This window comes from Actinoplanes sp. NPDC004185 (genome assembly GCF_053603475.1).
This window is the reverse complement of the sequence record NZ_JBSGFR010000041.1, coordinates 43,916-67,276: the sequence shown is the minus strand read 5'-3', so window position 1 is coordinate 67,276 and position 23,361 is coordinate 43,916. Positions and strand designations below refer to the sequence as shown.

26 protein-coding genes are annotated in these 23,361 nt (G+C 72.6%); 13 read left to right on the top strand and 13 right to left on the bottom strand.

Annotated elements, in window-relative coordinates; translation table 11 throughout:
- Nucleotides 1–7: 7 nt before the first annotated feature.
- A complete protein-coding gene (locus ACWEOZ_RS33440; protein ID WP_451914671.1) occupies nucleotides 8–673 on the top strand; it encodes a hypothetical protein in 666 nt (221 codons plus the stop codon).
- Here ACWEOZ_RS33440 and ACWEOZ_RS33435 read toward each other — a convergent pair.
- Nucleotides 657–1,874: a cytochrome P450 gene (locus tag ACWEOZ_RS33435; RefSeq protein ID WP_451914670.1), complete on the bottom strand. Its 1,218-nt coding sequence runs from the start codon at nucleotides 1,872–1,874 to the stop codon at nucleotides 657–659. The genes ACWEOZ_RS33440 and ACWEOZ_RS33435 overlap by 17 nt on opposite strands.
- Nucleotides 1,875–1,965: 91 nt before the next feature.
- Nucleotides 1,966–3,564, bottom strand: coding sequence for an MFS transporter (locus tag ACWEOZ_RS33430; protein WP_451914669.1), 1,599 nt, complete (start codon nucleotides 3,562–3,564; stop codon nucleotides 1,966–1,968).
- 365 nt (nucleotides 3,565–3,929) lie between these two features.
- Here ACWEOZ_RS33430 and ACWEOZ_RS33425 point away from each other — a divergent pair, with 365 nt between their 5' ends.
- The 3 genes from ACWEOZ_RS33425 (at nucleotide 3,930) to ACWEOZ_RS33415 (ending at nucleotide 6,584) form a co-directional block, all read left to right on the top strand.
- A complete protein-coding gene (locus ACWEOZ_RS33425) occupies nucleotides 3,930–4,658 on the top strand; it encodes a DUF459 domain-containing protein (protein WP_451914668.1) in 729 nt (242 codons plus the stop codon).
- 61 nt (nucleotides 4,659–4,719) lie between these two features.
- On the top strand, nucleotides 4,720–5,076 hold the full coding sequence (locus ACWEOZ_RS33420) for a hypothetical protein (RefSeq protein WP_451914667.1): 357 nt from the start codon (nucleotides 4,720–4,722) through the stop codon (nucleotides 5,074–5,076).
- The gene (locus tag ACWEOZ_RS33415) at nucleotides 5,073–6,584 is read left to right on the top strand and encodes a P-loop NTPase (protein WP_451914666.1); all 1,512 of its coding nucleotides are present in this window, start codon (nucleotides 5,073–5,075) and stop codon (nucleotides 6,582–6,584) included. The genes ACWEOZ_RS33420 and ACWEOZ_RS33415 overlap by 4 nt, the downstream gene beginning before the upstream one ends.
- Here ACWEOZ_RS33415 and ACWEOZ_RS33410 read toward each other — a convergent pair.
- The 7 genes from ACWEOZ_RS33410 to ACWEOZ_RS33380 all read right to left on the bottom strand — a co-directional run bounded on the left by ACWEOZ_RS33410 (nucleotide 6,529) and on the right by ACWEOZ_RS33380 (nucleotide 11,922).
- On the bottom strand, nucleotides 6,529–6,945 hold the full coding sequence (locus ACWEOZ_RS33410; RefSeq protein ID WP_451914665.1) for a hypothetical protein: 417 nt from the start codon (nucleotides 6,943–6,945) through the stop codon (nucleotides 6,529–6,531). The genes ACWEOZ_RS33415 and ACWEOZ_RS33410 overlap by 56 nt on opposite strands.
- Nucleotides 6,946–7,017: 72 nt before the next feature.
- Nucleotides 7,018–8,202: an MFS transporter gene (locus tag ACWEOZ_RS33405; protein WP_451914664.1), complete on the bottom strand. Its 1,185-nt coding sequence runs from the start codon at nucleotides 8,200–8,202 to the stop codon at nucleotides 7,018–7,020.
- Nucleotides 8,203–8,453: 251 nt separating this feature from the next.
- Nucleotides 8,454–8,666 (bottom strand): putative signal transducing protein, encoded by a 213-nt coding sequence (locus tag ACWEOZ_RS33400; RefSeq protein WP_451914663.1) that lies wholly within the window; start codon nucleotides 8,664–8,666, stop codon nucleotides 8,454–8,456.
- Nucleotides 8,666–10,054: a dihydrolipoyl dehydrogenase family protein gene (locus ACWEOZ_RS33395; protein ID WP_451914662.1), complete on the bottom strand. Its 1,389-nt coding sequence runs from the start codon at nucleotides 10,052–10,054 to the stop codon at nucleotides 8,666–8,668. Before ACWEOZ_RS33395 ends, ACWEOZ_RS33400 begins: the two co-directional genes overlap by 1 nt.
- Nucleotides 10,051–10,239 (bottom strand): hypothetical protein, encoded by a 189-nt coding sequence (locus ACWEOZ_RS33390; RefSeq protein WP_451914661.1) that lies wholly within the window; start codon nucleotides 10,237–10,239, stop codon nucleotides 10,051–10,053. Before ACWEOZ_RS33390 ends, ACWEOZ_RS33395 begins: the two co-directional genes overlap by 4 nt.
- A gap of 119 nt (nucleotides 10,240–10,358) precedes the next feature.
- Entirely contained in the window at nucleotides 10,359–10,874 is a 516-nt protein-coding gene (locus tag ACWEOZ_RS33385) for a VOC family protein (protein WP_451914660.1), read from the bottom strand.
- Between the two features lie 112 nt (nucleotides 10,875–10,986).
- Entirely contained in the window at nucleotides 10,987–11,922 is a 936-nt protein-coding gene (locus ACWEOZ_RS33380) for an oxidoreductase (RefSeq protein ID WP_451914659.1), read from the bottom strand.
- An 80-nt stretch (nucleotides 11,923–12,002) separates the two neighbouring features.
- Between ACWEOZ_RS33380 and ACWEOZ_RS33375 the strand changes: the two genes are divergently transcribed.
- From ACWEOZ_RS33375 to ACWEOZ_RS33365, 3 genes are all read left to right on the top strand, one after another.
- Complete coding sequence (locus ACWEOZ_RS33375) at nucleotides 12,003–12,623, top strand: acyl-CoA-like ligand-binding transcription factor (RefSeq protein ID WP_451914658.1); 621 nt, start codon at nucleotides 12,003–12,005, stop codon at nucleotides 12,621–12,623.
- A 209-nt stretch (nucleotides 12,624–12,832) separates the two neighbouring features.
- Complete coding sequence (locus ACWEOZ_RS33370; RefSeq protein ID WP_451914657.1) at nucleotides 12,833–13,399, top strand: hypothetical protein; 567 nt, start codon at nucleotides 12,833–12,835, stop codon at nucleotides 13,397–13,399.
- 108 nt (nucleotides 13,400–13,507) lie between these two features.
- Nucleotides 13,508–14,290 carry an SAM-dependent methyltransferase gene (locus tag ACWEOZ_RS33365; RefSeq protein ID WP_451914684.1) on the top strand — a complete coding sequence of 261 codons (783 nt, stop codon included), beginning with the start codon at nucleotides 13,508–13,510 and terminating at the stop codon, nucleotides 14,288–14,290.
- Here ACWEOZ_RS33365 and ACWEOZ_RS33360 read toward each other — a convergent pair whose 3' ends face one another.
- Complete coding sequence (locus ACWEOZ_RS33360; protein WP_451914656.1) at nucleotides 14,291–14,938, bottom strand: alpha/beta hydrolase; 648 nt, start codon at nucleotides 14,936–14,938, stop codon at nucleotides 14,291–14,293.
- Nucleotides 14,939–15,045: 107 nt separating this feature from the next.
- Between ACWEOZ_RS33360 and ACWEOZ_RS33355 the strand changes: the two genes are divergently transcribed.
- Nucleotides 15,046–15,810 carry an NAD-dependent epimerase/dehydratase family protein gene (locus tag ACWEOZ_RS33355; RefSeq protein WP_451914655.1) on the top strand — a complete coding sequence of 255 codons (765 nt, stop codon included), beginning with the start codon at nucleotides 15,046–15,048 and terminating at the stop codon, nucleotides 15,808–15,810.
- A gap of 153 nt (nucleotides 15,811–15,963) precedes the next feature.
- Here the strand turns inward: ACWEOZ_RS33355 and ACWEOZ_RS33350 are convergent, their stop codons facing one another.
- The gene (locus ACWEOZ_RS33350; RefSeq protein ID WP_451914654.1) at nucleotides 15,964–16,872 is read right to left on the bottom strand and encodes an AraC family transcriptional regulator; all 909 of its coding nucleotides are present in this window, start codon (nucleotides 16,870–16,872) and stop codon (nucleotides 15,964–15,966) included.
- 160 nt (nucleotides 16,873–17,032) lie between these two features.
- Here ACWEOZ_RS33350 and ACWEOZ_RS33345 point away from each other — a divergent pair, with 160 nt between their 5' ends.
- From ACWEOZ_RS33345 to ACWEOZ_RS33330, 4 genes are all read left to right on the top strand, one after another.
- The gene (locus ACWEOZ_RS33345; RefSeq protein WP_451914653.1) at nucleotides 17,033–17,806 is read left to right on the top strand and encodes an SDR family NAD(P)-dependent oxidoreductase; all 774 of its coding nucleotides are present in this window, start codon (nucleotides 17,033–17,035) and stop codon (nucleotides 17,804–17,806) included.
- Nucleotides 17,807–18,210: 404 nt separating this feature from the next.
- Nucleotides 18,211–19,347, top strand: coding sequence for a hypothetical protein (locus ACWEOZ_RS33340; protein WP_451914652.1), 1,137 nt, complete (start codon nucleotides 18,211–18,213; stop codon nucleotides 19,345–19,347).
- A gap of 170 nt (nucleotides 19,348–19,517) precedes the next feature.
- On the top strand, nucleotides 19,518–19,739 hold the full coding sequence (locus ACWEOZ_RS33335) for a hypothetical protein (RefSeq protein ID WP_451914651.1): 222 nt from the start codon (nucleotides 19,518–19,520) through the stop codon (nucleotides 19,737–19,739).
- A 526-nt stretch (nucleotides 19,740–20,265) separates the two neighbouring features.
- Nucleotides 20,266–21,444 (top strand): amidohydrolase family protein, encoded by a 1,179-nt coding sequence (locus ACWEOZ_RS33330; protein WP_451914650.1) that lies wholly within the window; start codon nucleotides 20,266–20,268, stop codon nucleotides 21,442–21,444.
- Between the two features lie 54 nt (nucleotides 21,445–21,498).
- On the opposite strand, the gene ACWEOZ_RS33325 is transcribed toward ACWEOZ_RS33330, so the two are convergent.
- Nucleotides 21,499–22,254, bottom strand: a complete 756-nt coding sequence (locus ACWEOZ_RS33325; protein ID WP_451914649.1) for an NIPSNAP family protein — start codon at nucleotides 22,252–22,254, stop codon at nucleotides 21,499–21,501.
- Nucleotides 22,255–22,307: 53 nt separating this feature from the next.
- Between ACWEOZ_RS33325 and ACWEOZ_RS33320 the strand changes: the two genes are divergently transcribed.
- A complete protein-coding gene (locus ACWEOZ_RS33320) occupies nucleotides 22,308–22,865 on the top strand; it encodes an Rrf2 family transcriptional regulator (protein ID WP_451914648.1) in 558 nt (185 codons plus the stop codon).
- Here the strand turns inward: ACWEOZ_RS33320 and ACWEOZ_RS33315 are convergent.
- Nucleotides 22,807–23,298: an Lrp/AsnC family transcriptional regulator gene (locus ACWEOZ_RS33315; RefSeq protein WP_451914647.1), complete on the bottom strand. Its 492-nt coding sequence runs from the start codon at nucleotides 23,296–23,298 to the stop codon at nucleotides 22,807–22,809. The genes ACWEOZ_RS33320 and ACWEOZ_RS33315 overlap by 59 nt on opposite strands.
- Nucleotides 23,299–23,361: the final 63 nt, after the last annotated feature.

Genomic DNA, 23,361 nt, shown 5'->3' with positions numbered 1-23,361 from the left:
AACTGCCATGACGGTTACGCCTGTTGATGCCCGGATACGAACCGGACTGTGGGCCCTGCCCGCGTACGGGGTGCTGCTGGGTCTGAGCGCGATGACCCACCAGCCCTCGGTCGACGACTTCGACGCCTACGCCCGCTACGTCACCACCGATGTGTTCCTCGTCAGTCACCTGGGCGCCAGCATCCTCGGCAGCGGCCTCGCCATCCTCGGTGCCGCCGCTGTCACCGCGCTGCTGGTGCACGGCCGGGCCGCGCGCGCCGCGCTCACCGGGCTGGTGCTGACCGTGCTGGCCAACGTGTACCTGGCCGCGGCCTTCGGCAGTGCCGCCTTCGTCCAGCCGGGTATCGGCCGCGCGCACCTCGACGGCGTCGCGGGCATGCCGGATCTCAACGCCGACACCGCGTACGGGCCCGCCTTGTTCGCCACCGCACTGAGCGCCACGTTCCTGCTCATCGTCGCGGCGGTCGTGCTCGGTACCGCCATCGCCCGGACCAGCCGGCAACTGCGGTGGTACGGCGTCGGTTACGCCGTACTCATCGCGGTTTTCGCCCTGTCCGGCTTCCTTCTGCAGCCGGTCCAGCCGTGGAGTGGTTTCGCCCTGGCCGCGGTGACCGCGGCCCTGGCGCTGCGGCTGCCGAGAATCATGTCCACAGTGGTCAGAACTGGACGTTGAGCGTCTCCAGCCGGTGACCGAACGGTGCGCTCGGCGTCCAGTCCGGCGTCTCGTACGCCGGCCGCAGCTGCGGGCAGCGGTCCAGCAGGATCCGCAGGCACTCGTCGGTCTCCATCCGGGCCAGGGCCGCACCCAGGCAGTAGTAGGTGCCCATGCCGAAGCTCAGGTGCCGGTTGCGCTTGCGGGTGATGTCGAAGGTGTCCGGGTCGGGGAAGATCTCCGGGTCGCGGTTGGCCGCCATCAGGGCCAGATAGATGTGCCGCCCCGCCGGTACGGGATGCCCGGCCACCTCGACGGGCTCCTTGGTGACCCGTCCGATCACCCCGGCCGGGCCGTCGCAGCGCAGCATCTCCTCGACTGCCGACGGCATGAGCCCGGGGTCCGCCCGCAGCTGGGCCAGTTGTGCGGGGTGGTCGAAGAGCAGGACCAGGCCGTTGGCGATCAGGTTCGCGGTGGTCTCGTGACCGGCGAAGAGGAGCAGGACGCAGTTGGCGACCGCCTCGTCCTCGGTCACGAGGCCCTCGGCCTCGGCCGCCATGAACATGCTCAGCACGTCCTCGCGGGGTTCGCGACGGCGTTCGGCGGCGATGGTCCGCAGGTAGTCGTGCATCTCCAGCATGCTGCGCTGGGCCTGGCGCATCTGCTGCACGTCGCCGTGGCCGAAGATCGGCACGATGTCCCGCGACCACGCCTGCAGCTGCTCGCGGTCGGTGGTCGGCATCCCGAGCAGCTCGGCGATCACGTTGGCCGGCAACGGGTACGCGAGATCGCGGACGACGTCCATCTGCCCCTTGGGCGCGACGGCGTCGAGCAGTTCGTGGGTGAACGCGCGTACCCGCGGCCGCAGCCGGTCGACCATCGCCGGGGTGAAGTAGCGCTTGAGCAGCTGCTGGAAGCGGACGTGGTCGGCCGGGACGGTGTGTCCCATCCACATCTCGATGGACCGGCGGACCGGGGCCAGCTCCTCCTGTTCCTCGGGGGTCAGGCGCTGGAGGACCTGGGCCATGTTGGCGCTGTCCATGCGTTTGTCGCGCAGGGCCGCGTTGACGTCCGCGTACCGGGTGAGCAGGTAGGCGTCGAGCTGGGGCAGCCGGGCCAGGGGACTCTCGGCGCGGACCCGGTGCAGGAACGCGTTGTGGTCGGCCATCACTTCCGGGGTGAACAGGTCGTATTCCCGTACCGTTGCGATGTCGTCACTCATGGTCGCGATTCTGGCCGAACACAGTGATCGATCTCAATGCCGGAATCAGCATTGTCGGGCAAACGACGGACGGGCGGCCCGTCGCCGCTGGTCAGCGCGCCGACAGCAGATGGCTCACCTGCGGCGGGCTGTCAGCCAGGGCCTGGGCCCGTTCCTCCACCGCCCGGTCGGCCCCGGTCAGCCGGCCGCCGTGCTGCCGCATGTGCTCGTCCCAGCTCGGCACCAGGTACGCCTCGACGTAGCGGTCCGGCTGTTCCCCGTCACGGAACAGGCCCCAGCGCACCGCGCCGGTCCGCAGCCGGGTGCGGCGTACCGCCTCCATCGCCTCCACGAACGCCGCCGCGCGTTCAGGGCTCACCGGGTAGCTGGCGGTGACCAGGACCGGGCCGTCCTGGCTGTCCGGGTCCAGCTCCAGGTGCGGCTCGGGCCAGAACACAGCGGGCTCGCGGTTCAGGCCGGTGGTGTCGCGCATCGGCCACCAGCGCAGCGTCGCCACGCCGGCCAGCATCAGGACGGCGGCGGCCAGGTGCGCGGGCACCAGACCCCAGGTGTCGGACAGGGCACCCCAGGCGAGGGCGCCGGCGGCCTGGGCTCCGGCGAAGACCATCTGGTAGACCGCCAGGCCGCGGGCGCGTACCCAGTTGGGCAGGAACAGCTGCATCGCGGCGTTCACGCTGGACAGCACCATGACCCACGCGACGCCGGCCGGCAGCAGCGCCGCCACCACGACGATCTCGGAGCGGCTCAGCGCGAGGACGGCGAGGACCAGGGCGAAACCCGTGCCGGCGACCAGCAGCAGCCGGTTCAGGGACCAGCGGGCCCGCAACCGGGGGAGCAGCAGCGCGCCTCCGACCGCGCCGACGCCGACCGCGCCGAGCAGGACGCCGTACCCGCCGGAGCCGAGCCCCAGGCGACGGCTGGCGACCAGGGGGAGCAGGGCCCACAGGGCACTGCCGGGGACCAGGAACAGGCCCGCGCGCAGCAGGATGCGGCGGACCACCGGCGAATGCCGGACGTAACGGCCGCCGGAGCGGACGGCGGCGGCGAACCGTTCCGGCGCGGTGCCCATCGTGGCGGCCGGCGGCCGCCAGCGCCACAGGACGACCGCGAACACGACGAAGGAGAGCGTGTTGAGCGCGAAGACCACACCGACACCGGTACGGGCGATCAGCACGCCCGCGACCGCGGGGCCGACCGCCCGGGCCAGGTTCATGCTGATCGCCCCGAGCGCGGAGGCGGAGGCCAGCTGGGGCCGCGGCACGAGTTCCGGGATGACGGCCTGCCAGGCCGGAGCGGTCAGGGCCTGACCGGCGCCGAGCGCGAAGGTCAGCGTCAGCAGCAGGGTCGGCGGCATCCGCTGGGCGAACGTCAGCACGGTGAGCAGGACGCCCACCGCGACCAGGAACGCCTGCACGCCGATGAGCAGCCGGCGCCGGTCGAACGTGTCGGCCAGCGCGCCCGACGGCATCGCGAGCAGCACGATCGGCAGAGTGCTGGCGGTCTGCACCACCGCGACCAGGGTGTCGGTCCCGGACTGCTCGACGAGCAGCCACTGGGCGCCGACCGTCTGCATCCAGGTGCCGATGTTGCTGGCCAGCAGAGCCAGCCACAGACTGCGGAAGGCGGCGACGCGCAACGGTGCCCACGCCGACGGCGGCGCGACCGGGGCGGTGGATGACTGGGCGCTCACGGTACCGGTCTACCCGGACCGGCCCCGCTCTACCGCGGAGCGCACATTCGGGCGGTGTTAAGCCGGATGACCGGGGTAGCCGGGCGCGTGGCAGGTTCGTACCCTTATCGACCCGCGCTCGACGGCGTCCGCGCGCTCGCCGTCGCCGCGGTCCTGATGTTCCACGGCGGGGTCGCCGCCGTACCTGCTGGTGGAGCGACCGCTGCGGCACGCGCGCCGGCTCCGCCGGCCGGCTCTGACACCGGCCCTGGCCGGCGGTGCGGTGGCGGCGGCCGCGGCGGCCGCCGCCACCGCCCGCGCCCGTCATCGACCTGGACCGGGCGCTGGCGGTGCCCCCTGCCGAGTCGCGGGTGCGGGTGCCGCGCGTGCGGGCGACGACACCGCCACCCATCCGGCGCCCCGGCCGCCGCCCCGGGGACAAGCCCCGGATCAGCATCTTCGGTGACTCCGTCGCCTGGACGCTCGGCACCTACCTGCCGCGGCAGAGCAAGCTGGACGTCGAGACCCGCGGTGTGCAGGGCTGCGGCATCGCCCGGCTGCCGGAGATCCGCTACATCGGCTTCGCGCACACCACCTATCCCGGCTGCGACACCTGGGACCGGCGTTGGCGCAAGAACGTGCGCAAGGACGACCCGGATGTGGCGGTCATCCTGCTGGACCGCTGGGAGCTGATGGACCGCAAGCTCGGCGGCCGGTACCGGCACGTCGGCCAGCGGGACTACGACGCGTACCTGCGCAAGGAGCTGGACCTGGCGATCGGCATCGTCACCGAGCGGGGTGCGCTGCCGGTCCTGCTTACCGCGCCGTACACCCGGCGGGCGGAGCGGCCGGACGGTGGACTGTGGCCGGAGGACCAGGCGCAACGGGTCGACGCGTGGAACGCCCTGCTGCGCGACGCGGCCGGCCGCCACCACGGCGTGGTCCTCGACCTCAACCGCTGGGTCTGCCCGGGCGGCGAGTTCACCTGGCGGGCCGGGGGCGTACGGATCCGCAGCGACGGCCTGCACTTCACCCCCGAGGGCGTACGCCGGCACATCGCACCGTGGCTGTTGCCGCAACTCGCCCGTCTCGCCGTCCGGGGCCCGCCGGGCTGAGCGGGCCACGATGGGGTGACCGGCCTTGGCTCAGCCGCGTGGCGGCCTTCTAATGTGTGCCGTGATGGAGTTCAGCCGGCGCGCCGGATGCGTCGTGGCCGGGTTGCTGGTCCTCGGGCTCGTGGTGCTGTTCGCCGCGACCGGCCTGGACACGGCCGACAAGATCGCCAGCGCTGTCTGTGCCGTGCTCGCCGTGGTGGCACTGTGCTGGCAGTACGTGGTCGCGCCACCCGGTTCCGGCGCACCTCCGGTGAGCGCCGCCGGTCCCGGGGCCGTCGTGGTCGGCGGTGACAACAACGCGGAAGTGAGCACCCGGTTCGCCGGCCCGGCCCCACCCGGCGCGAGCGGGCCCGCATCGGTCGTCGTCGGTGGCGCGAGCACTGCGGCCATCCGGACCGACGTCCAGTTGTGGCAGTGACGCCCGATCGCGGCCGGGCGGCCTGCGCGGCCGGACCCGGTGCGGTCAGTGTCGGCGGGGACGTGCACGCCCCGATCACCACCCACGTGTACGGCGGTGACGGCCCGATGTTCACCGTCGAGACGCCACCGCCCGAGCTGCCCCATGAGTTCGCGGATCTCGCCGCGTTGCGGGAGCAGCCCAGCAAGCTGCTCAACGCCCGCCGCCGGGTGATCCCGTTCAGTGGCCGGACCCGGGAGCTCGACGAGCTGGCGGCCTGGCGTGACCGCGGGCCGCGGCGGGCGGCCCGGCTCCTCTACGCCGCCGGTGGCGAAGGCAAGACCCGGCTCGCCGCGCGGGCCGCCGAGCACGCCGCCGCGGCCGGCTGGACGGTCGGCTGGGCCCGGCACCGCACCGACACCCCGGGCGGCGGAGCACCGCTCACCGTGGCCGGCGACGATCCCCTGCTGATCGTCGTGGATTACGCCGAGCGGTGGCCGTTGACCCATCTGCAGTCGCTGCTCGCCCGGTACGCCCGGCACCCCGGCCCGCTGCGGGTGCTCCTGCTGGCCCGGTCACTGAGCTGGTGGTCGGTGGCCGACTCGATCTGCGACAAACTCGGGATCATCACGGGCGTACCGGTGCCGCTGGAGCCGCTGGCCGGTACCGGCGCCGAACGGCAGGCACTGTTCGAGGCGGCCTGCCGGCGCTTCGCCGAGATCTACGGGCTGCCCGCGTCGACGGCATTCGCCGTCCCCGGCGGTCCCGCGGACCGCGCCTACGGATCGGTGCTGACCGTGCACATGGCCGCGCTCGCCGTCGTCGACGCGAACGCCCAGGACCAGCTCGCCCCGCGAGGCGCGCGGGACCTGTCGCGGTATCTGCTCAACCGCGAATGTCACTACTGGACCGTGCTGCACGGCGAACACCGGTCCACCACGGCCGCGCGGGCGGTCTTCATCGCCTGCATTACCGGTGGCCTGCCCCAGCCCGCCGGCGCCGCCCTCCTCGCCCGCAGCGGGCTGCCCGGGACCGCCGGCCTGAGCGCCCAGCAGATCCTCGACGCCCACGCGCGCTGCTATCCACCCACGACCGCCGGGACGGTCCTGGAACCGCTGTACCCCGATCGTCTCGCCGAGGACTTCATCGGGCTCACTCTGCGTACCGATCAGCCGGACAGCCTGGCCGACCCCTGGTGCGGCAGCTCCCTCACCGACGTCTTCGCCCGGGAAGCCGGTCGGGTCCCCGGCCACGCCGGCCGGGGACTGATCTTCCTCGCCGCGGCCGCGGCGACCTGGCCGCACGTCGGTACGGCGCTGCGCACCCTGCTGCACGCCGATCCGTCGCTGGCGGTCGACGCCGGCGGCCCGGCGTTGCTGGCGATCACCCCGTACGCCGACGCGGAGATCGCCGCGGCCATCAGCCGGCACCTGACCGAGCACAGCATCGACCTGCACCCGGCGGCCGCCCTGCTCAGCTGCGGCATCCTGCAGGTGTCACTGCTGCTGAACAGCCGCCGGGGCACGTGACACGGAGGCGGTCGTAGACGTACACCGTGGACAAGCTGAGGTTGAGCTGCGCGGCGACCAGCAGACCGGCGGCATCGTCGTGGGCGGCGAGCCAGGGGGGTCGCTGGAAGCGGACGTCGCCCTGGGTGTTGAGGTCGATGGTGGGCTTGGGCGGCGTGCTCGGGGTCGGTGACGCGGACGGGGACGCTGACGGGTCGGGCTCCACCGGTTCCGGGAACTTCACCCGGCCCACGCCGCCGCTCCAGGTGCCGTCGCAGCCGCCGAACCAGAGCAGCTCGCCGACCTGTACGAGGTGGGTGGGGCACGTCCGCGCGCCGGTGCTGTAGCGGTCGGTCTCCTTGAGCGTGTGGGTGTCGATCACCGAGATCGCGTCGCCGGCGGCGAGCTGGGCCCGCCGGTGATGTAGACCTGGTCGTGGTCGGTGCGCCGTCCATCACCGCCTCCCGACCGGCGGGAGCCGTGAAGCGTGCGTGTGCACCCACCAGGCGAGGGGAAGGGCGATCAGCACCACCGCCTGGATCGTGAGCAACGCCGCCACGATGCCCCAGCGGTCGGCCACCAGCCCGGCTCCCAGCGCGACCAGCGCGTACAGCACGCTGCCGAGCAGCGACGCGAGCGAACCCATCGTCGCGCGTTCCCGGTCGGTGAACTCCCGCTGCAGCAGCGTCTGCTGGGCGATCGTGGACATGCCGTAGGCCGGCGACCCCAGCAGCACCGGTGAGAACACCGTCGGCTTGACCAGCGCCACGACGTTCGCCGCGGTGTCGAACAGCTCGCCGGACAGCAGCGTGCGGGTCGCCCCCAGCCGGCTGATCACCCGGCCACTGACGCGGAAGCCGGCGAAGGCCACGGCGTGGCCGAAGGTGCGCCACAGGCCCAGCGCCCAGAGCGGCCACAGCCCGGCCACGAAAACCGGCGACAACTGCGCCGCGCTCTCGCTGCTGTACCGGAGCGCCGATACCAGGGTCATCCGGCGGAGCACCGGGTTACCGCGGACGCCGCGCAGGGCCGATCCGAGATGCACGAGCACGGTCGACTCCAGCGGGCCGTGCACCCGCGGTTCCTGGACCCGCCAGGCGATGAAGACGCACAGGATTTGCGGCAGGACCGACAGCACGACCACCCCGCGCAGGGACCACGCGCCGCCGACCACGCCACCCACGGCCGCCGCCAGGGCGAGCGCGAGCTGGAACATCGAGTTCACCCGGCCCGAGTGCCGGGGGAACTCCTCCTCCCGGCCGGCTTCGAGCAGCGTGTCGAAGAGCAGGGCCTCGTTGTTGCCGCTCCACAGTGCGGTGGCCAGTCCCTCCAGCACGACGGCGGCGAGGAGGAGGCCGTAGCCCGGAGCGGCGGCGTACCCGGCATGAGCGGCCACCATGACGACCGCACCGGCGATCATGGTGCCGCGCCGGCCGAGGCGGTCGGAGAGCACCCCGGTCGGGACCTCGAACGCTGCCGAGGACAGCATCTTCACCGCCAGGAGGCTGGCGGCGGCGGTGTACGAGCCGGTGACCTGCGCGAAGTAGAGGACCATGATGGGCCCGTACAGGCGGAAGTCGCCGCAGAAGTTGAACCAGCTCAGCAGGCGGACGTTGCGGGGGACAGGACGAGCGGACACAGCGGAACTCCCGGAAAGGCGAACGGAGACGCCAGACAGCGCCACGGGCCGGTGACAGGTGTCACCTCGCCCCGGCGACCGGGATGGGTGCTGTGCTGTGCTGCTACCCGCGCGGCTCTAGCAGCCGGCGTCCGCGGTCACGAAGGGGCGAACGGAAGCTCCGGTCATCGTGGTGGCCATCAGTGCTCCTCATCTCCGGGCGGAATCTCTCCGGGCGGACGCGATTGCGCAACGCCTGCAACTCTAGCGACTCAGCCGACTTCGGCGAGCAGCCGGCGGGCCGCCGCCTCGTCGGCGGCGGCCACCAGCACGTGTACGCCCTGCAGCTGCAACTGCGGCTCCTGCCCACCGGCGTCGTCGGCCGCCGAGGCGGCCCGGAGACCGTGGCTGCGCAGCAGGCCTACGATGAGCTCCGCCTCGGTGCGGCTGGCGACGACGGCCACGGACACAGCGGCGCGGTCCATCACGCCTCCTCACCGGCGGGCACAGTCACCGCGCCGGCCCGGGCGCGGTTGATCTGCGCGTCGAGGTCGCGCAGGGCCTGGAAGACGGCCTCGGAGAACGTCGGGAACGGCTGGATGACGTCGAGCAGCACCGGCAGCGGAGTGCCCGTACGGATGGCCAGCGTCACCTGCTGGAGCCACTCACCGGCCTCGGGCCCCAGGGCGTGGGCCCCGGTGATCCGCTCGCCGTCCGACACCAGGGTGATGAAGCCCGGCTGGGTGTCGTAGGCGCGGGTGTAGGTCGCGGTCCGGGGGACACCGCTGAGCGGGATCGTGGCGGTGAAGGCGCCCTCGGCCGCCCCGACCGCGGCCGCCTGCGGGTCGCAGAAGATCACCCGGGGTACCGCCTCGTAGTGCGCCTCCCGCGGCCCGCCGAGGATGTTCGACGCGACGACCCGGCCCTGGTACTCGCCGACGTGGGTGAGCAGCCACAGCCCGGTGACGTCCCCGATGGCCCAGAGGTTCGGCCCGGCGGAGAGGCGGCCGTCGACGGCGATCCCGCGGGGGTCCGGCGTGATGCCGACCGTCTCGAGCCCGATGTCGGTGACCCGCGGCCGCCGGCCGGTCGCGACGAGCAGGCGGTCACCGCGCACCTCGGAGCCGTCGGCGAACGCCAGTACGTACTCGTCGCCGTCGAGCCGGGCGGCGGCCGGCGCCTGGCCGAGCCGCAGCTCGATGCCGTCGGCCCGCAGGACCTCCGCCACCTGGTCGCCGAGCGCCCGCGGCTCCCGCGGCAGCAGGTGGTCGCCGCGCTGCACGAGCGTGACGGACCCGCCGAGCCGGGTGACGGCCTGCGCCATCTCGACACCGATCGACCCGCCGCCGAGCACCAGCAGCCGCCGGGGCACCTCGGTGAGGCCGGTGACCTCCCGGTCCGTCCACACCCCGGGCAGCTCGGCCAGCCCGGGCAGCGACGGGAACGCCGGATCGGAACCGGTGGCGACCACGACATGCCCGGCGGTGTACGTCGCCCCGTCCACCTCGACCGCACCCGGCCCGGCCAGCCGGCCCCGGCCGCGGATCACTTCGATCCCGGCACCCCGCGCCCACGCGACCTGGCCGGCGTCGTCGTAGTCCGACACCATGAAGTCACGCCAGGCCAGCGCCGACTTCACGTCGACGGTCCCGGTCACGGCCTCCTTGGCGCCGGGGGCGTGACGGGCCCCCGCCAGCGCCTCCCCGGGCCGCAGCAAGGTCTTGGACGGGATGCAGCCCCAGTAGGAGCACTCGCCGCCGAGCAGCTCCCGCTCCACCATGGCCACGTGCAGACCACCGGCGGCCAGCGCCGCGGCGCAGTGCTCCCCGGGCGCGCCGGCCCCGAGCACGATCACGTCGAAGCCGGGGCTCATCGCGGCGTCCCTTCCAGGGCGGCGGTGGCGTCCCGGTACGCCTCTTCCGCGCTCCGGCCCTGCCCGCGGGCGACGACGAAGGCCGCGTACCAGTCCCACCAGTGATGTTTCGGTGCGGTCGGCTCGTACCGGCCGTGGTTGTCCTCGGCCTCCCGCAGAAGCTCGGCCAGCGTTGCGACGTCCATCAGGTGCCCTCCGTGTCCGTTACGGAACCGGCTCGCCGCCGGTCATCTCACTCTGGCCCGGCCGGGCCCGGGCTCGCGCCCGGGAAACCCACTGGTCGCCGGATCCCCGTACCTGTTCCTCAGACCCGGCCCGGCAGCCGGTCGGTGAGCTCCTGGAGCAGCCAGCGGTTGCCGTCGGGGTCCTCGAACGTCGCGTACGAGGCGTAGGAGCGGCGCTCGGGGTCCGGACCGCTGGCGTGGCCGGCGGGGTCGGCGACAAAGCCGCCACCGAGGCTGCCGCCGGCGTCGTGGAAGATCTCGCTGACCGCTACGCCCTGGGACACGAGCTGCGCGCGGGCGACCTCGATGTCGTCGACCGCCAGCAGCAGCCCGCCGTTCTGGCCGGGCTGGGCGGTGGTGACGCCGGTGCCCAGAATGATGGAGGTGGCCGATCCGGGCGGGGTCAGCTGCACGGCGTGGTAGCCGCCGCCGGGATCGATGTCGGCGTCGAGCCGCCACCCGAGCCCCAGATAGAAGTCCCGGGCGCGAGCGGCGTCGGCGACCGGGAGAACGGCGACCTCGAGCCGGTACGCCACAGCGGTGCCGCCGGGGCCGGCGGTCTGCGGTTCGCCGCTGACATGGGTGCTGCTGGTCATGATGACCTCCTTGGACCGAACTGCTGACAGCCCGAAGTCTTCTCGCCCGGCACCCTGGTCGCGCCCGTATAAGGCACTGGTGTGGCCCCGGGACCCGGACACCGGGGGTCGGTCAGGCGGACGGCCGGAGGGCGTTGAAACGTACGCCGGTGGCCTGTTCGGACAGCTCCCACAACCGGCGGCCGTGGCCGGGGTCGGTCGCCGTGGCCGACAGCCGGCCCGGCGCCGGGTGACCGCGCAGTTCGCCCGGCCCGTCCGGTGCTATGAGCTCGCCCGGCGGGGCCGCCGGGTCGGTGGCGGCGAACAGCTGGGGCCGGGCGCCCCGGTCGACCGGCTGGGCCAGCACCGGGTTGCCGATCCGCCCCAGCAGGAACCGCCAGAGCGCGGTCGTGGCGCTGGTCTGCAGGTTGGTGGCGGTGTAACCGGGATGGGCGATCATGCTGCGCACCGGGCTGCCGGCCGCGGTCAGCCGGCGGTGCAGCTCCCGGCCGAAGATCGCGTTGGCCAGTTTGGACGTGTTGTAGGCGCCCATCGGGGAGTAGCGCCGTTCGCCCGCCGGGTCGGTGGGCGGCCGGGCCTGCCGGTGGTTGACCGAGGTCACGGTGACCACGCGCGGGTCCCGGCCGGCCGGCAGCAGGTCTAACAGCAGCCCGGTGAGGGCGAAGTGCCCGAGGTGGTTGGTGGCGAACTGCAGCTCGTGCCCCTGCGGAGTGAGGGTGCGCGGCGGGGCCATCACCCCGGCATTGTTGATCAACACGTCGATCCGGGCGTGGTCGCTGTGCATGGCGTCAGCGAAGGCCCGTACCGAATCGGGGTCGGCCAGGTCGAGGCGCCGTACCTCCAGCTCCGCGCCGGGCCGCGCCGCCGCGATGCCGGCGGCCACGCGGTGGCCCTTCTCCTCATCCCGTACGGCGAGCACCACGCGCGCGCCGCGGGCGGCGAGCGCCCGGGTGGTGGCCAGGCCGAGCCCGCTCGTGGCGCCGGTGACGACAAAGGTACGGCCGTTCTGGTCGGGAATCTGTGCCTCGGTCCACCCGTCAGCAGTCATAGGTCTCACTGTGCTATTCATGGCACAGTGAGTCAAGCTGTGCGCAGTCAGACAGGAAGGGCCTGACGTAGCATCTGCCCATGCGATCTCGGTCCGACAGCAGCGTGGCGGAACGGAAGCGCCAGCTGGTCGCTGACGAGTTGCGCGACGCCGCCCTGATGCTGCTGGCCACCCGTGGCTTCGACGCGGTGACCGTCGACGACATCGTCACCGCCGCGGGCATGTCCCGGCGCACCTTCAACCGCTACTACGCGTCCAAGGAGGACGTGGTCGTCCGGTTCCTGGCCGACATGGGCGCCGACATCGTGGCCGCGCTGGCCGAGCGGCCCGCCGCCGAGCCGCCGTCGGTCGCGCTGCGCCACGCTGTCTGGGTGCCGCTGGCCGCCTGCACCGACCATCCCGACCACATCGAACGGGCCCGCAAGGTGATCCGCCTGGTCCTGGACACCCCCGCCCTGCAGGCCCGCTGGCTGGAACGCCAGACCCAGTGGCGGGCCGGGCTGATCGCCGAGCTGGCCGCCCGCCGCGGCCTCGACCCGGACACCGACCCCTACCCGCGCATCGCCGCCGGGATGGCCCTGGTCGTGTTCGACACCGTGCTCCAGCAGTGGCAGCCGGGCGACGACGAGCGGCGCCTCGCCGAGCTGACCGACCAGGCGTTCGCGGTCGTGGCGCCGGCCCTGGACGCGCCCGCCGGTTGACCCGCGCACCGCGCTGAGCAGGCCCGGGCCGGTCGCACGGCCGGGGGCGTGGGCCGGTCGCTACGGCCGGGGGCGTGGGTTCGTCGCTACGGCCGGCGGCGTAGGCCAGGAGCCGCCGCTCGACGTACCCGGTGGGCCCGGTGATCCGGCACCGTGACAGGGAGCCCGCGGCGCCGTTCCGCGCCGTACCGGACCCTGAGGAGAGCCTGATGAGGTCAGCATCAACGATGCCCGCGACCCGGCCCGCCGCAGCGCGGAGCGGCTTCGTCCTCGGCCGGCGGTGGCGCCGGGCCGTCCTGATCGTGCACCTCATCGCCGGTGGCGCCTGGATCGGCATCGACGTCATGGTCGCCGTCCTGGTCTGGACCGGCCGTTACGGGCCGGACGCCGACGCGCGCGGCCTGGCCTACCGGGCGCTGGCCGCCTTCGCGGTGTGGCCGATGCTCACGGCCGGGCTGATCTGCCTGCTCAGCGGGCTCGTGCTCGGGCTGGGCACCAAGTGGGGACTGCTGCGCTACTGGTGGGTGGCGGTGAAGCTGGTCCTGAACGTGGTCCTCTGCACACTGATCATCGTGGCGCTCGAGCCGGGCATGGCGGCCGTCGCCGCGTACGGCCGGGAGCTGGGGTCCGGAGCGCAACCTCCGGATGAGGTCTCCAAGTTGTTCTTCCCGCCGGCCGTGTCCCTGACGGCCCTCACGGTCGCGACGGTGCTCAGCGTGGTCAAGCCGTGGGGCCGGATCGGCCGGGGCGATCGGCCCACTACGATGGCCCGGTAGGAGCTCGCGGGCAGGCTGCTGCGGGACCCGGCGCCACATTGTCAAGGATGACGGGAGACCGTGGTGAGCACCGACGAGCAGTGGTCGAGCGGCGCGTCCCGCATCGACATGACCAGGCCGCACCCGGCGCGACGGTACGACTACTGGCTCGGCGGCAAGGACAACTTCCAAGCCGACCGCGAGGCGGCCGAGGCGATCGCCGCCGTGTTCCCGCACATCCGTACGGCGGCCCGCGAGAACCGGGCCTTCATGCAGCGCGCGGTGAGCCACCTCGCCGCCGAGATCGGCATCCGGCAGTTCCTCGACATCGGCACCGGGCTGCCGACCGCGAACAACGTGCACGACGTGGCCCAGCGCATCGCCCCGGAGTCACGCATCGTCTATGTGGACAACGACCCGCTGGTGCTCACCCACGCCCGGGCCCTGCTGACCAGCTCCGAGCAGGGCGCGACCGCCTACATCGACGCCGACGTGCGCGACCCGGAGAAGATCCTGCGGGACCCGGCGGTGCGCGAGACCCTGGACTGGTCGAAGCCGGTGGCGCTGCTGCTGGTGGCGGTCCTGCACTTCGTCGAGGACTCCGAGGACCCGTACGGCATCGTGGCCCGGCTGGTCGACGAGCTGCCGGCGGGCAGTTATCTGGTGCTGTCGCACGCGACGTTCGACCCGCTGGACCCGGAGACGATCGCCGCCATGAACGCGGTCAACGAGGGGATCAAGCCCCGCTTCTCCCCGCGTACGCTCGCCGAGGTGTCCCGCTTCTTCGAGGGCCTCGACCTGCTGGAGCCGGGGATCGTCTCGGTGTCCGACTGGCGCCCGGTGGGCGACGGACCGCGGCCGGGCCCGGCAGAGGCCACCGGTTACGGCGCTGTGGCCGCCGTCCGCCGCTGATCACCCGTACGACGCCAGGCGTTCCGCCAGCTCACGGGGACGGCTCAGCGCCGGGGTGTGTCCACCGTCGATCTCGTCCGGGATGATGGCCAGGCGTTCCCGGGCGACGCGGCGAAGATAGCCGGGCGGGAGCAGCCGGTCGTCACGGCAGATCAGCACCCGGGTGGGTACGGCGGGCCAGGCCTTCAGCGGCGACGGTTCACCCATCCGGGTCTCGGACTGGCGGCGGCCCCGGCGGAGGGCCTCGGCGGCCAGCCCCGGTGGGACATCGTGGTAGAAAAGGGCAATCTCGTCGTCGTATCGGCCGGTGACCTCGTCGCTGTAGCCGGTGTGCTCCCAGTAGTCGGCGGGTGCCTCACCCGGGGCGGGGATCATGGGCGCGACCAGCACGAGCAGGCGCGCCGCCACCCGCTCGCAGACGAGCGGGGCGACGAAACCGCCGGCTGACTGGGCGACCACGATCAGGTCGCCGCGGTCACCGATCGTGTGGACCACCGCGTCCACGTAGTCGGGCAGGCCGGCGGAGTCGTCATCGCAGGGCAGGTCGGGGGCGACGGTGTCGTGGCCGAGGGCTCGTAGCTCAGCCTCGACCAGGTGCCAGTACCAGCCGACGTCGCCGGCACCGTGGATCAGGACGAAGGTGGCCACGACCGAAATCTACGCCCCGCTGGTCGTGCTGGGTCCGGTGCGTTTCCCGGATCTGGCGGTCTTTCTGGACCTGGCATGGGATGGCGTCGGGTGGGCACACCTCGGCCATGGCAGTGATCCTCCTGACCGGCGCGTCCGGCTCCATCGGGCACATGCTTCGCCGGCGACTGGGCCGCCACGAGCTGCGCCTGACCGACGTGCGGGCCGGCGAAGGGGTCGAGGCGCTGGATGTCACCGACGCGGCCGCCGTCGAGCGGGCGTGCCGGGGCGTCGACGCGGTGGTACACCTGGGCGGGATCGCCGGCGAGGGGCCGTTCGAGGACGTGCTGGCGGTCAACGTGCGCGGCACCGAGCGGGTGCTGCAGGCCGCGCACGACACCGGGGTGCCGCGGGTGGTGCTGGCGTCGAGCAACCACGCGGTCGGGCTGTACGACCGTGCCGAGGCCGGCCCGGAAGGCCTGGCCGACGACGTGCCGCCGCGGCCGGACTCGTACTACGGCTGGAGCAAGGCGGCCATGGAGGCGCTGGGCCGGCTCTACCACGACCGGTACGGCCTGCACGTCAGCTGCCTGCGGATCGGCTCGTGCACCGAGCAGCCCGGCGACCCGCGTGACCTGTCGGTGTGGCTCTCGCCCGATGACGTGGCCCGGCTGGTGGAGGCGTCCCTCACGGCGACCGGGTGGCGGCTGGTGTGGGGAGTCTCGGCGAACACCCGGCGGTGGTGGTCGCAGGCGGGCGGCCAGGCGATCGGCTACGAACCGCGCGACGACGCGGAGCCGTGGGCAGCCACGGTGGGGGAGCCGGACCTGACCCTGCCGGAGCACCGGCTCGTCGGGGGAAGGATGGCCGAGAAGCCGCTCGGAAAGCCGTGACTTCCGGAGGCGGCCGCTCAGGGAGCGGGGCCACCGCCGCAATGCGGTCCGGGCAGGACGGCCTCGGCGTGATTTCCCGGGATGCCCGCACCTGCTCGCCGACCGCGGCTGCCCGGGCCGAGCGTCGGAACGGACAGGTCAGCGCTGGACAGATCAGGGCATGGACAGCTCGGAAGGCTGTGTGGAGCCACGGAGGCGGGCGGCGTCCTGGCTCGGTGGAGCGCCGAACTGGCGGCGGTATTCGCGGCTGAACTGCGACGGGCTGTCATAGCCCACCTGGTGGCTGACCGCCGTGACATCGCCCGGCTGGGTCGCCAGCAGGAGCCGGGCCTGCTGGAGCCGGAACTGCTTCTGGAACTGGATCGGGCTCATCGCGGTGACCGCCTGGAAGTTGCGGTAGAACGCGGACACGCTCATGCCGGACATCCGGGCCACGTCCTGCACGCGGAACGATTCGCGGTAGTTGTCGCGGATCCATCGCACCGCGCGGGCCACGTGGGCCAGGCTGCTGTCGGCCAGGCCGAGCTGGCGTACCGTGGCGCCCTGCTCGCCCGTGATGAGCCGCCACAGGATCTCCCGGGCGATCAGCGGGGCCAGCACCGGGATGTCGCGGGGCCGGTCGAGCAGGCGCAGCATCCGGACGGCCGCGTCGATGAGCTCGGGTGGTGCGTCGCTGACGGCCATCGCGGACGGTGTGCCGCCGCCGGGGGCCCGGGGCAGGTCGCCGGGCGGTGCGTCGAGCAGCAGCTGGGCGATCGCCGACGGTTGCAGGACGAGGCCGAAGCCGAGCGCCGGCCGTTCGGGGCTGGCCTCGGTGTAGTAACCGGTGACCGGCAGGTCGACCGAGGCGATCAGGTACTGCCCGGCGCGGTACTCGTACACCCGGTCGCCCAGCGCGAGCATCTTCGCGCCCTGGGCGACCAGGGCCAGCACCATGCCGGACATCGAGGTGGACGACTGGAAAGCCTGTTCGGCCCGGCCGATCAGCACACCGTCGATGGGGGTGGTCCCGTCTTCGCGGGCATGGCGGGCCAGCAGGGCGCGCAGTTCGTCGAGGGGCACACTGCGATTAGAGCATCCCGCCGCACTCCTCACAAGAAGAGGATCAGGCAAGGGTACGGGAGCATCACTCTACTGTTCGAGCTGCTCACGATGGTGTGATGGATCCATCGAGATCGCAGGAAGCCGAACACGGCTCCACGAATGAACAGGTGGGCACAGCATGAAGGTCGCCATCGTCATCGGCGCCAGCTCGGGCATCGGGCAGAACACAGCGATCCAGCTGGCCAAGCGGGGGACGGACGTCATCCTCACCTACAGCGGCAACGAGGCCGGCGCGCGGGACACGGTCGCCGCGATCGAGAAGGAGGGTGGCACCGCCGTCGCCCTGCGGCTCGACATCGGCCGCAGCGAGACGTTCCCGGCGTTCCGTGAGCAGGTCGTGGCCGCTCTGCGCGACACCTGGCAGCGGGAGACGTTCGACTACCTGGTCAACAACGCCGGGTTCGGTGGGATGTCCATGTTCGAGGACACCACCGAGGAACTGTTCGACCAGTTCATGCGAGTGCTGCTCAAGGGACCGTACTTCATGACCCAGACCTTGCTGCCGCTCCTGACCGACGGCGGCGCCATCGTCAACGTGAGCAGCAACTCGGCGCTGCCGACCGGGCTGGTGGATGCCGGCTTCTCCGCGTACGCCACGATGAAGGGCGGCCTGAACGTGCTGACCCGCTACCTGGCCAAGGAGTTCGCGCCGCGGGGCATCCGGGTCAACGCCGTTTCGCCCGGCCCCACGCGGACCCGGCTCTCCGACTCCTCCGGGGTCGCGGCCTTCGAGGCGTACCCGGAGGTCATCCCGGCTCTCGCGGCCAAGACCGCTCTCGGCCGCATCGGTGAGCCCGACGACGTCGCCATGGTGATCGCCACCCTGCTCGGCGAGGACGGCCGCTGGATCACGGCACAGAACATCGAGGTCTCCGGCGGCTACGACCTCTGATCGAGCCGAGCAGGCCCTCGGCCGCGGCCGGGCCAGGTGCGCCGGGTCCGACCCCGAACTGGCTGCGCATCCGGCCGCCAGGAACGCCGCCGGGACCGGACGCCTCGGCGTCCCGGCGCCCCGGCGTCCCGGCGTCCCGGCGCCCCGGCGTCCCGGCGTCCCGGCGGCTGGCGTCCCGGCTCCGTACGGTCGCGGCCGACGAAGGCGGCGTGCGCCGCCTGATCGACCGTGCGACGAGCCGCGGCGCCTACATCGACGCCAACCCGGCTGCGGAAGGCACGCCTTCGACGACTGACCCAGGGTCCCGGTCCGCTGAGTCGGCGAAGCGACAGAGCGTTCCGTGAACAGAACCGCCGCCGGCGGTGACGAACAAGGTGACATGGCCACCGACCGAGGAGCCGACCTTGTACGCGATCCGAAGACTGAGTCTCGTCCTGACCGCCGGCACCGTGGTGCTGGCGGCCGCTGCTGTCCCGTCCATGGCGACCGCGGCCGCGCCACCCGCCGCCGGCACGGGGCGGCTGATCCAGCTGCGCTCGTTGGGTGGCGTGGGTTCGTTCGCCACCGCCATGAACGAGCGTGGCGACATCATCGGCGCCAGCGTCGACGCCGCGGACAACTACCGGGCCGTGGTGTGGTGGCACGGCCGGCGTACCCCCACCGCCCTGCCCGTCAAGGGTGCCACCGCCGGCGACATCAACGAGAAGGGGCACATCGTCGGGGGTGTCGAGGGTGGACTGTTCCTGTGGCGTGGCCGGTCCGTCAGCTATCTGAAGCGGCCCGCCGGGACCTCGTTCGGGGCGACCGTCGTCAACGAGCGCGACCAGGTCGCCGGCACCGCGACCGACGGCAACGACACCACCCGCGCCTTCGTGTGGGCACGCGGACGGATGACCATGCTGGCGACTCCGAAGGGAATGGACAGCCGGGCCGTCGGGATCAACAACCGGGGTCAGGTCATCGGTGTCCTCACCACGCCCGGCGTCTCCACCGAGCGGGCGGTGCTGTGGCAGCGGGGACGGATGACCGAGTTGGGCACCCTGGGTGGCGGCAGCAGCACGCCGGTGGCGATCAACGACCGGGGTCAGGTGGCCGGCACCAGCGCGGTCGCCGGATCCGCCGGTGACCATCCGTTCCTCTGGCAGCGTGGCCGGATGACCGATCTGCTGGCCGGTACGGCCGCCACGGCCGGCCGGGTCGAGGACCTCAACGAGGCCGGGATGATGACCGGCGCCGCCACCTTCGGCACCGGTGACTCGCGGCCGGTGCTCTGGCGGGCCGGCCGGATGCTCGACATCGGTCTGACCGGGCACGTGGGCGGGGCCATGGACATCAACGAGCGTGGCGACGTCACCGGTTACACGTGGGCGGACCCGCAGAGCTTCGCGGTGCCGTTCCGCTGGCGCAAGGGGCAGACCACGCTGTTCCCCGAGCCGGCCACCGACATCGCGTTCACGGTCATCGGCATCGACCGGCGCGGCGTCATCGGGGTGGACCAGGAAACCTCGCAGTTCGGCAACATCGTCCTGCGGTCAGCCTGATCAGGCGAACCCACGCCGGGTGCTCAGCGCCCGGCGTGGGTCGTGCGCGCCGGAACCGGTCAGGAATCGAGAAGCGGCCGCCACCGCACGACAAATAGCGTGACCGCCGTGAGATCCCATCGCGGCGGTCAGCCGCACGTTGGGGTCAGCCACTTCAGGAGGAGGTCCCCATGAACAAGTGGATCCGGCAGTTCCACCGCTGGCTCGCCATTGCCTTCACGGTGACGGTCATCGTCACTTTCGTCGCGCTCGCGCAGGAGGACCCGGTGGTGTGGGTGTCCTACGTGCCGCTCCTTCCGCTGGCGCTGCTGCTGTTCTCCGGCCTGTATCTGTTCGCGCTGCCGTATCTCACCAAGCGGCGCACCAGACGGCACCTCACCGCCGAAAGCTGACGCCACGCGCGGTGCCTCGCCGTTTAAGGCTGAGGCCACGGGCGGTGCCTCGCCGTTGAATGCTGAGGCCACGGGCGGTGCCTCGCCGTTCAAGGCTGAGGCCACGGGCGGTGCCTCGCCGTTGAACGCTGAGGCCACGGGCGGTGCCTCGCCGTTCAAGGCTGAGGCCATGCGCGGTGCCTCGCCGTTGAACGCTGAGGCCATGCGCGGCGCCTCGCCGTGGAAAGCGAGGCCGCGTGCGGCTGCTCACCGCTGAAGCTGAGCTGCCCCCGAAGGTCAGCGGCTGGCAGCGTCCCTGAGCGCCCGCTCCACCGGAACAGGCCGCCCGAGAAAGAACCCCGCCGAGCGGCACCCCCACTCAACCAGCGCATCACGCTGCTGAGCCGACTCCAGCAACCGACCGACCCGTGGCAGCCGCTGTTCACGGTGCCGGGTGAGCCTCCGACGAACTGACTCCTCCAGGCGTGGCATTCTGCTCCTTCGATGTGTTCGATGCGCGCCGGGTACTCATGGGGGAGGAGCTCGTATGCTTGCGGTTCGGGTGGCGAGGGTGTTCGACGGCGAACGGATGCACGACGGTGGCGCGGTGGTGCTCGTGTCCGGCGGCCGGATAGCTGAGGTGCGGTTCGGGACGGATGCGGTGCCCGACGGTCTGACAGTGTCCGAAGCGCCGGACGGCACGTTGCTGCCGGGGCTGATCGACGCCCATGTGCACCTGTGCGCGGACAGCGGGCCGGGTGCGCTCGACCAGCTCGCCGCTCGGCCGGATGCCGAGGTGTCCGGGGTGATCGAGGCGTCGTTGCGGGCCCAGCTGGCTGCGGGCGTGACCACGGTCCGAGACCTAGGGGACCGCCGCGATGCGGTCCTGCACTGGCGGGCCTCGGCGGTTGCCGGGCTGCCCGCCGTGGTGGCGTCGGGCGCCCCGCTGACCACGGTCGGCGGGCACTGCTGGTCGCTGGGCGGCGAGGTCAGCGGCGCGGCCGAGGTCCGTGCGGCGATCAGGCAGCGGGCTGCCGCGGGCGCCGACCTGGTGAAGATCATGGCAAGCGGTGGCGTGTTCACCCCGGGGACGGACACGACGAGGCCGCAGTTCACCGACGACGAGCTGGCCGCGGCCGTACGGGAAGCTCACGACCACGGCTTGCCGATCACGGCGCACGCGCATGCCACCGCCGCCGTCCGGCAGGCGGTGCGGGCCGGGGTCGACGGCATCGAGCACTGCACCTGCGTGACGGCCACCGGCACCCGGGTCGAGGACGACCTGGCGACCGCGCTCGCCGAGGCGGGGATCGCGGTGTGCGCCACGCTCGGCTCGGATCCCGCCGTGGTGGTGCCGCCGGCCGTGCTGGCCATGGCCGAGCGCGCCGGCCTCACCCAGGCCGGCCTCCAGAACGGGGTGGCGCGGCTGTATAGGGCCGGGGTGCGTCTCGTGGCCGGCTCGGACGCCGGGATCGGCCCGGCCAAACCGCACGGCATCCTGCCGGTCACCGTCGCTGAATATGTCGACTCCGGCGTCGACCCGGCCGCTGCCCTGGCCGCGGCCACGTCGGTCGCCGCGGAGGTCTGTGGCCTGGGTGAGCGCAAGGGCCGCATCCGCCTGGGCTTCGACGCCGATCTGCTGCTCGTGGACGGCGACCCCACCCGGGACATCGCGACCCTGGCCCGGCCGCGGGTGGTGTACCTGGCCGGGGAGCCGGCTGCCTGAACCTCAGGTCGTCATGCCCCGGCCGGCTCCACCGGATCGTTTCCGCACTGCGGCTCAGGCCGGCCCCGGCCGCGGATGACGCGACGTGGCTGTCGGCTCGAGACGCATCAGCTCGGCGGTCACCCCGGCGTTCCCGAGCCGCTCACCGAGACGCTGCCATTCGGCGTCGGCGCCGAGCCGCTTCTCCGCCTGCGACCACTGCTCTCGATCGCCGAAGGCCGCCAGCGCTACCACGTGATCGCCGTCGCGCACCGGCAACCGCGGGAACGTGTTGGCGCTCGGCTCGGTGCGCCACATGGCCACCGGCACGCCGAGTGCCCGCTGGAGCACCTCGTGTCCGTGGGAGGTCAGCGCCGGCTCCAGGTCGGAGCCGGCCGGGAGCGACCACGCCAGAGCGATCACCCACGCCGGGCCGGCCGTCGGTCCGGGAGCTCCGGCGGTGACCGCGGGACCCGGGCGGTGGGCCGGCTCGGTCGGGCGCAGCAGCAGCACGTCATCACTGTCGATCATGGTGGCGTTGGCGACGTCCCGATGCTCCTGCCACACCGGCCCGAGGTAAAAGTCCTCCAGTGCCGCATGGCGTTGCGCCATGGACGTGAAGCCGCGGAACCAGACGAAGCGATCCGGGTCGTCCCGGTCCCGGAACTGCCCGCCCAGCCGCATGCCCGACCGCTCCTGGCCGTCGACGAGCCACCGCTGGAACACCTCCTGGAGCTCGTCGAACGTGCCCGGCCGCAACGTGTAGCGGCGCATCTCGACGATGTCGCAGCCGGCCAGGTCGGCAGCCACGGTGTTCGACTGATTCGGCACGGGTTCCCCTTTCTGTAACAATGAGTGTTACTCATTATGAGGGGAGGCCGGTCATGGCCGGCAACAGTCGTCTCACCGTGGCCGTGCATGCCCTGTGCTGGCTCGCGTTCGCCCGCCGGCACGGCCACCCGGGGCTGACCAGCGACCAGATCGCCGCGAGCCTGGACAGCAACCCGGTCGCCGTACGCCGGGCCCTCGGGCCCTTGCGCGACGCCGGTCTGGTCACCGCCGGCCTCGGCCCCGGCGGTGGCTGGTCGCTCGGCCGGCCGGCCGCCGGGATCACGCTGGCCGACGTGTACGCCGTGGTCGAGCCGGGCGCCGTCTTCGCCCTGCACCCGCACCGGCCCAGCCAGGAATGCCCCGTGGGCTACGGCATCGGGCCGGTCCTCGAGGGCGTCTACGACGAGGTGGCCCGGGCGGTGGCCGCCGAGCTGTCCCGGCACACGATCGACCACCTGCTGGACACCTTGCTGCGCACGCACCCCCTGCCCACCGAGTGGGCCGGGATACCTGACGCCGGCGGCCGACCGGCCACCGCAGCGGCCGGCGTGTCTAGCGGTCGTCCCGGCGCGGCGCGAGGTGGTCCAGCGGCAGCGGTCCCCGGCTCTTGACGGTACGGATCGCGAAAGTGCTGCGCGCGTCGATGACGGACGGGATCGCGAGGATGCGGTCCAGCAGCAGCCGTTCGTACGCGGCGAGGGTCGGCACCGCCACCTCCACCAGGAAGTCCGAGTGGCCGGAGATGACGTGACAGGCCACCACGCCAGCGATGGCGGTCAGCGCGCGTTCGATCCGCTCGGAGGTCTCCTGCGAGTGCCGTTCGGCCTTCAGCTCGACGAAGACGGTGAGCTCCAGCCCGAGCCGGGCCCGGTCCAGCTCGGCCCGGTAGCCGGCGATGATCCCGGTCTCCTCCAGGGCCCGCAGCCGGCGCAGGCACGCCGACGGTGACAGTGACACCGCATCGGCCAGGTCGACGTTGGCGATGCGTCCGTCCTGCTGGAGCCGCTCCAGGATGGCGCGGTCGGTGGCGTCGTACAGAGGCATTCGCACATTATGGCGTGACCTAGCCCTCTGACGACATAATCGTGCACCAGCGGCCCACGGACG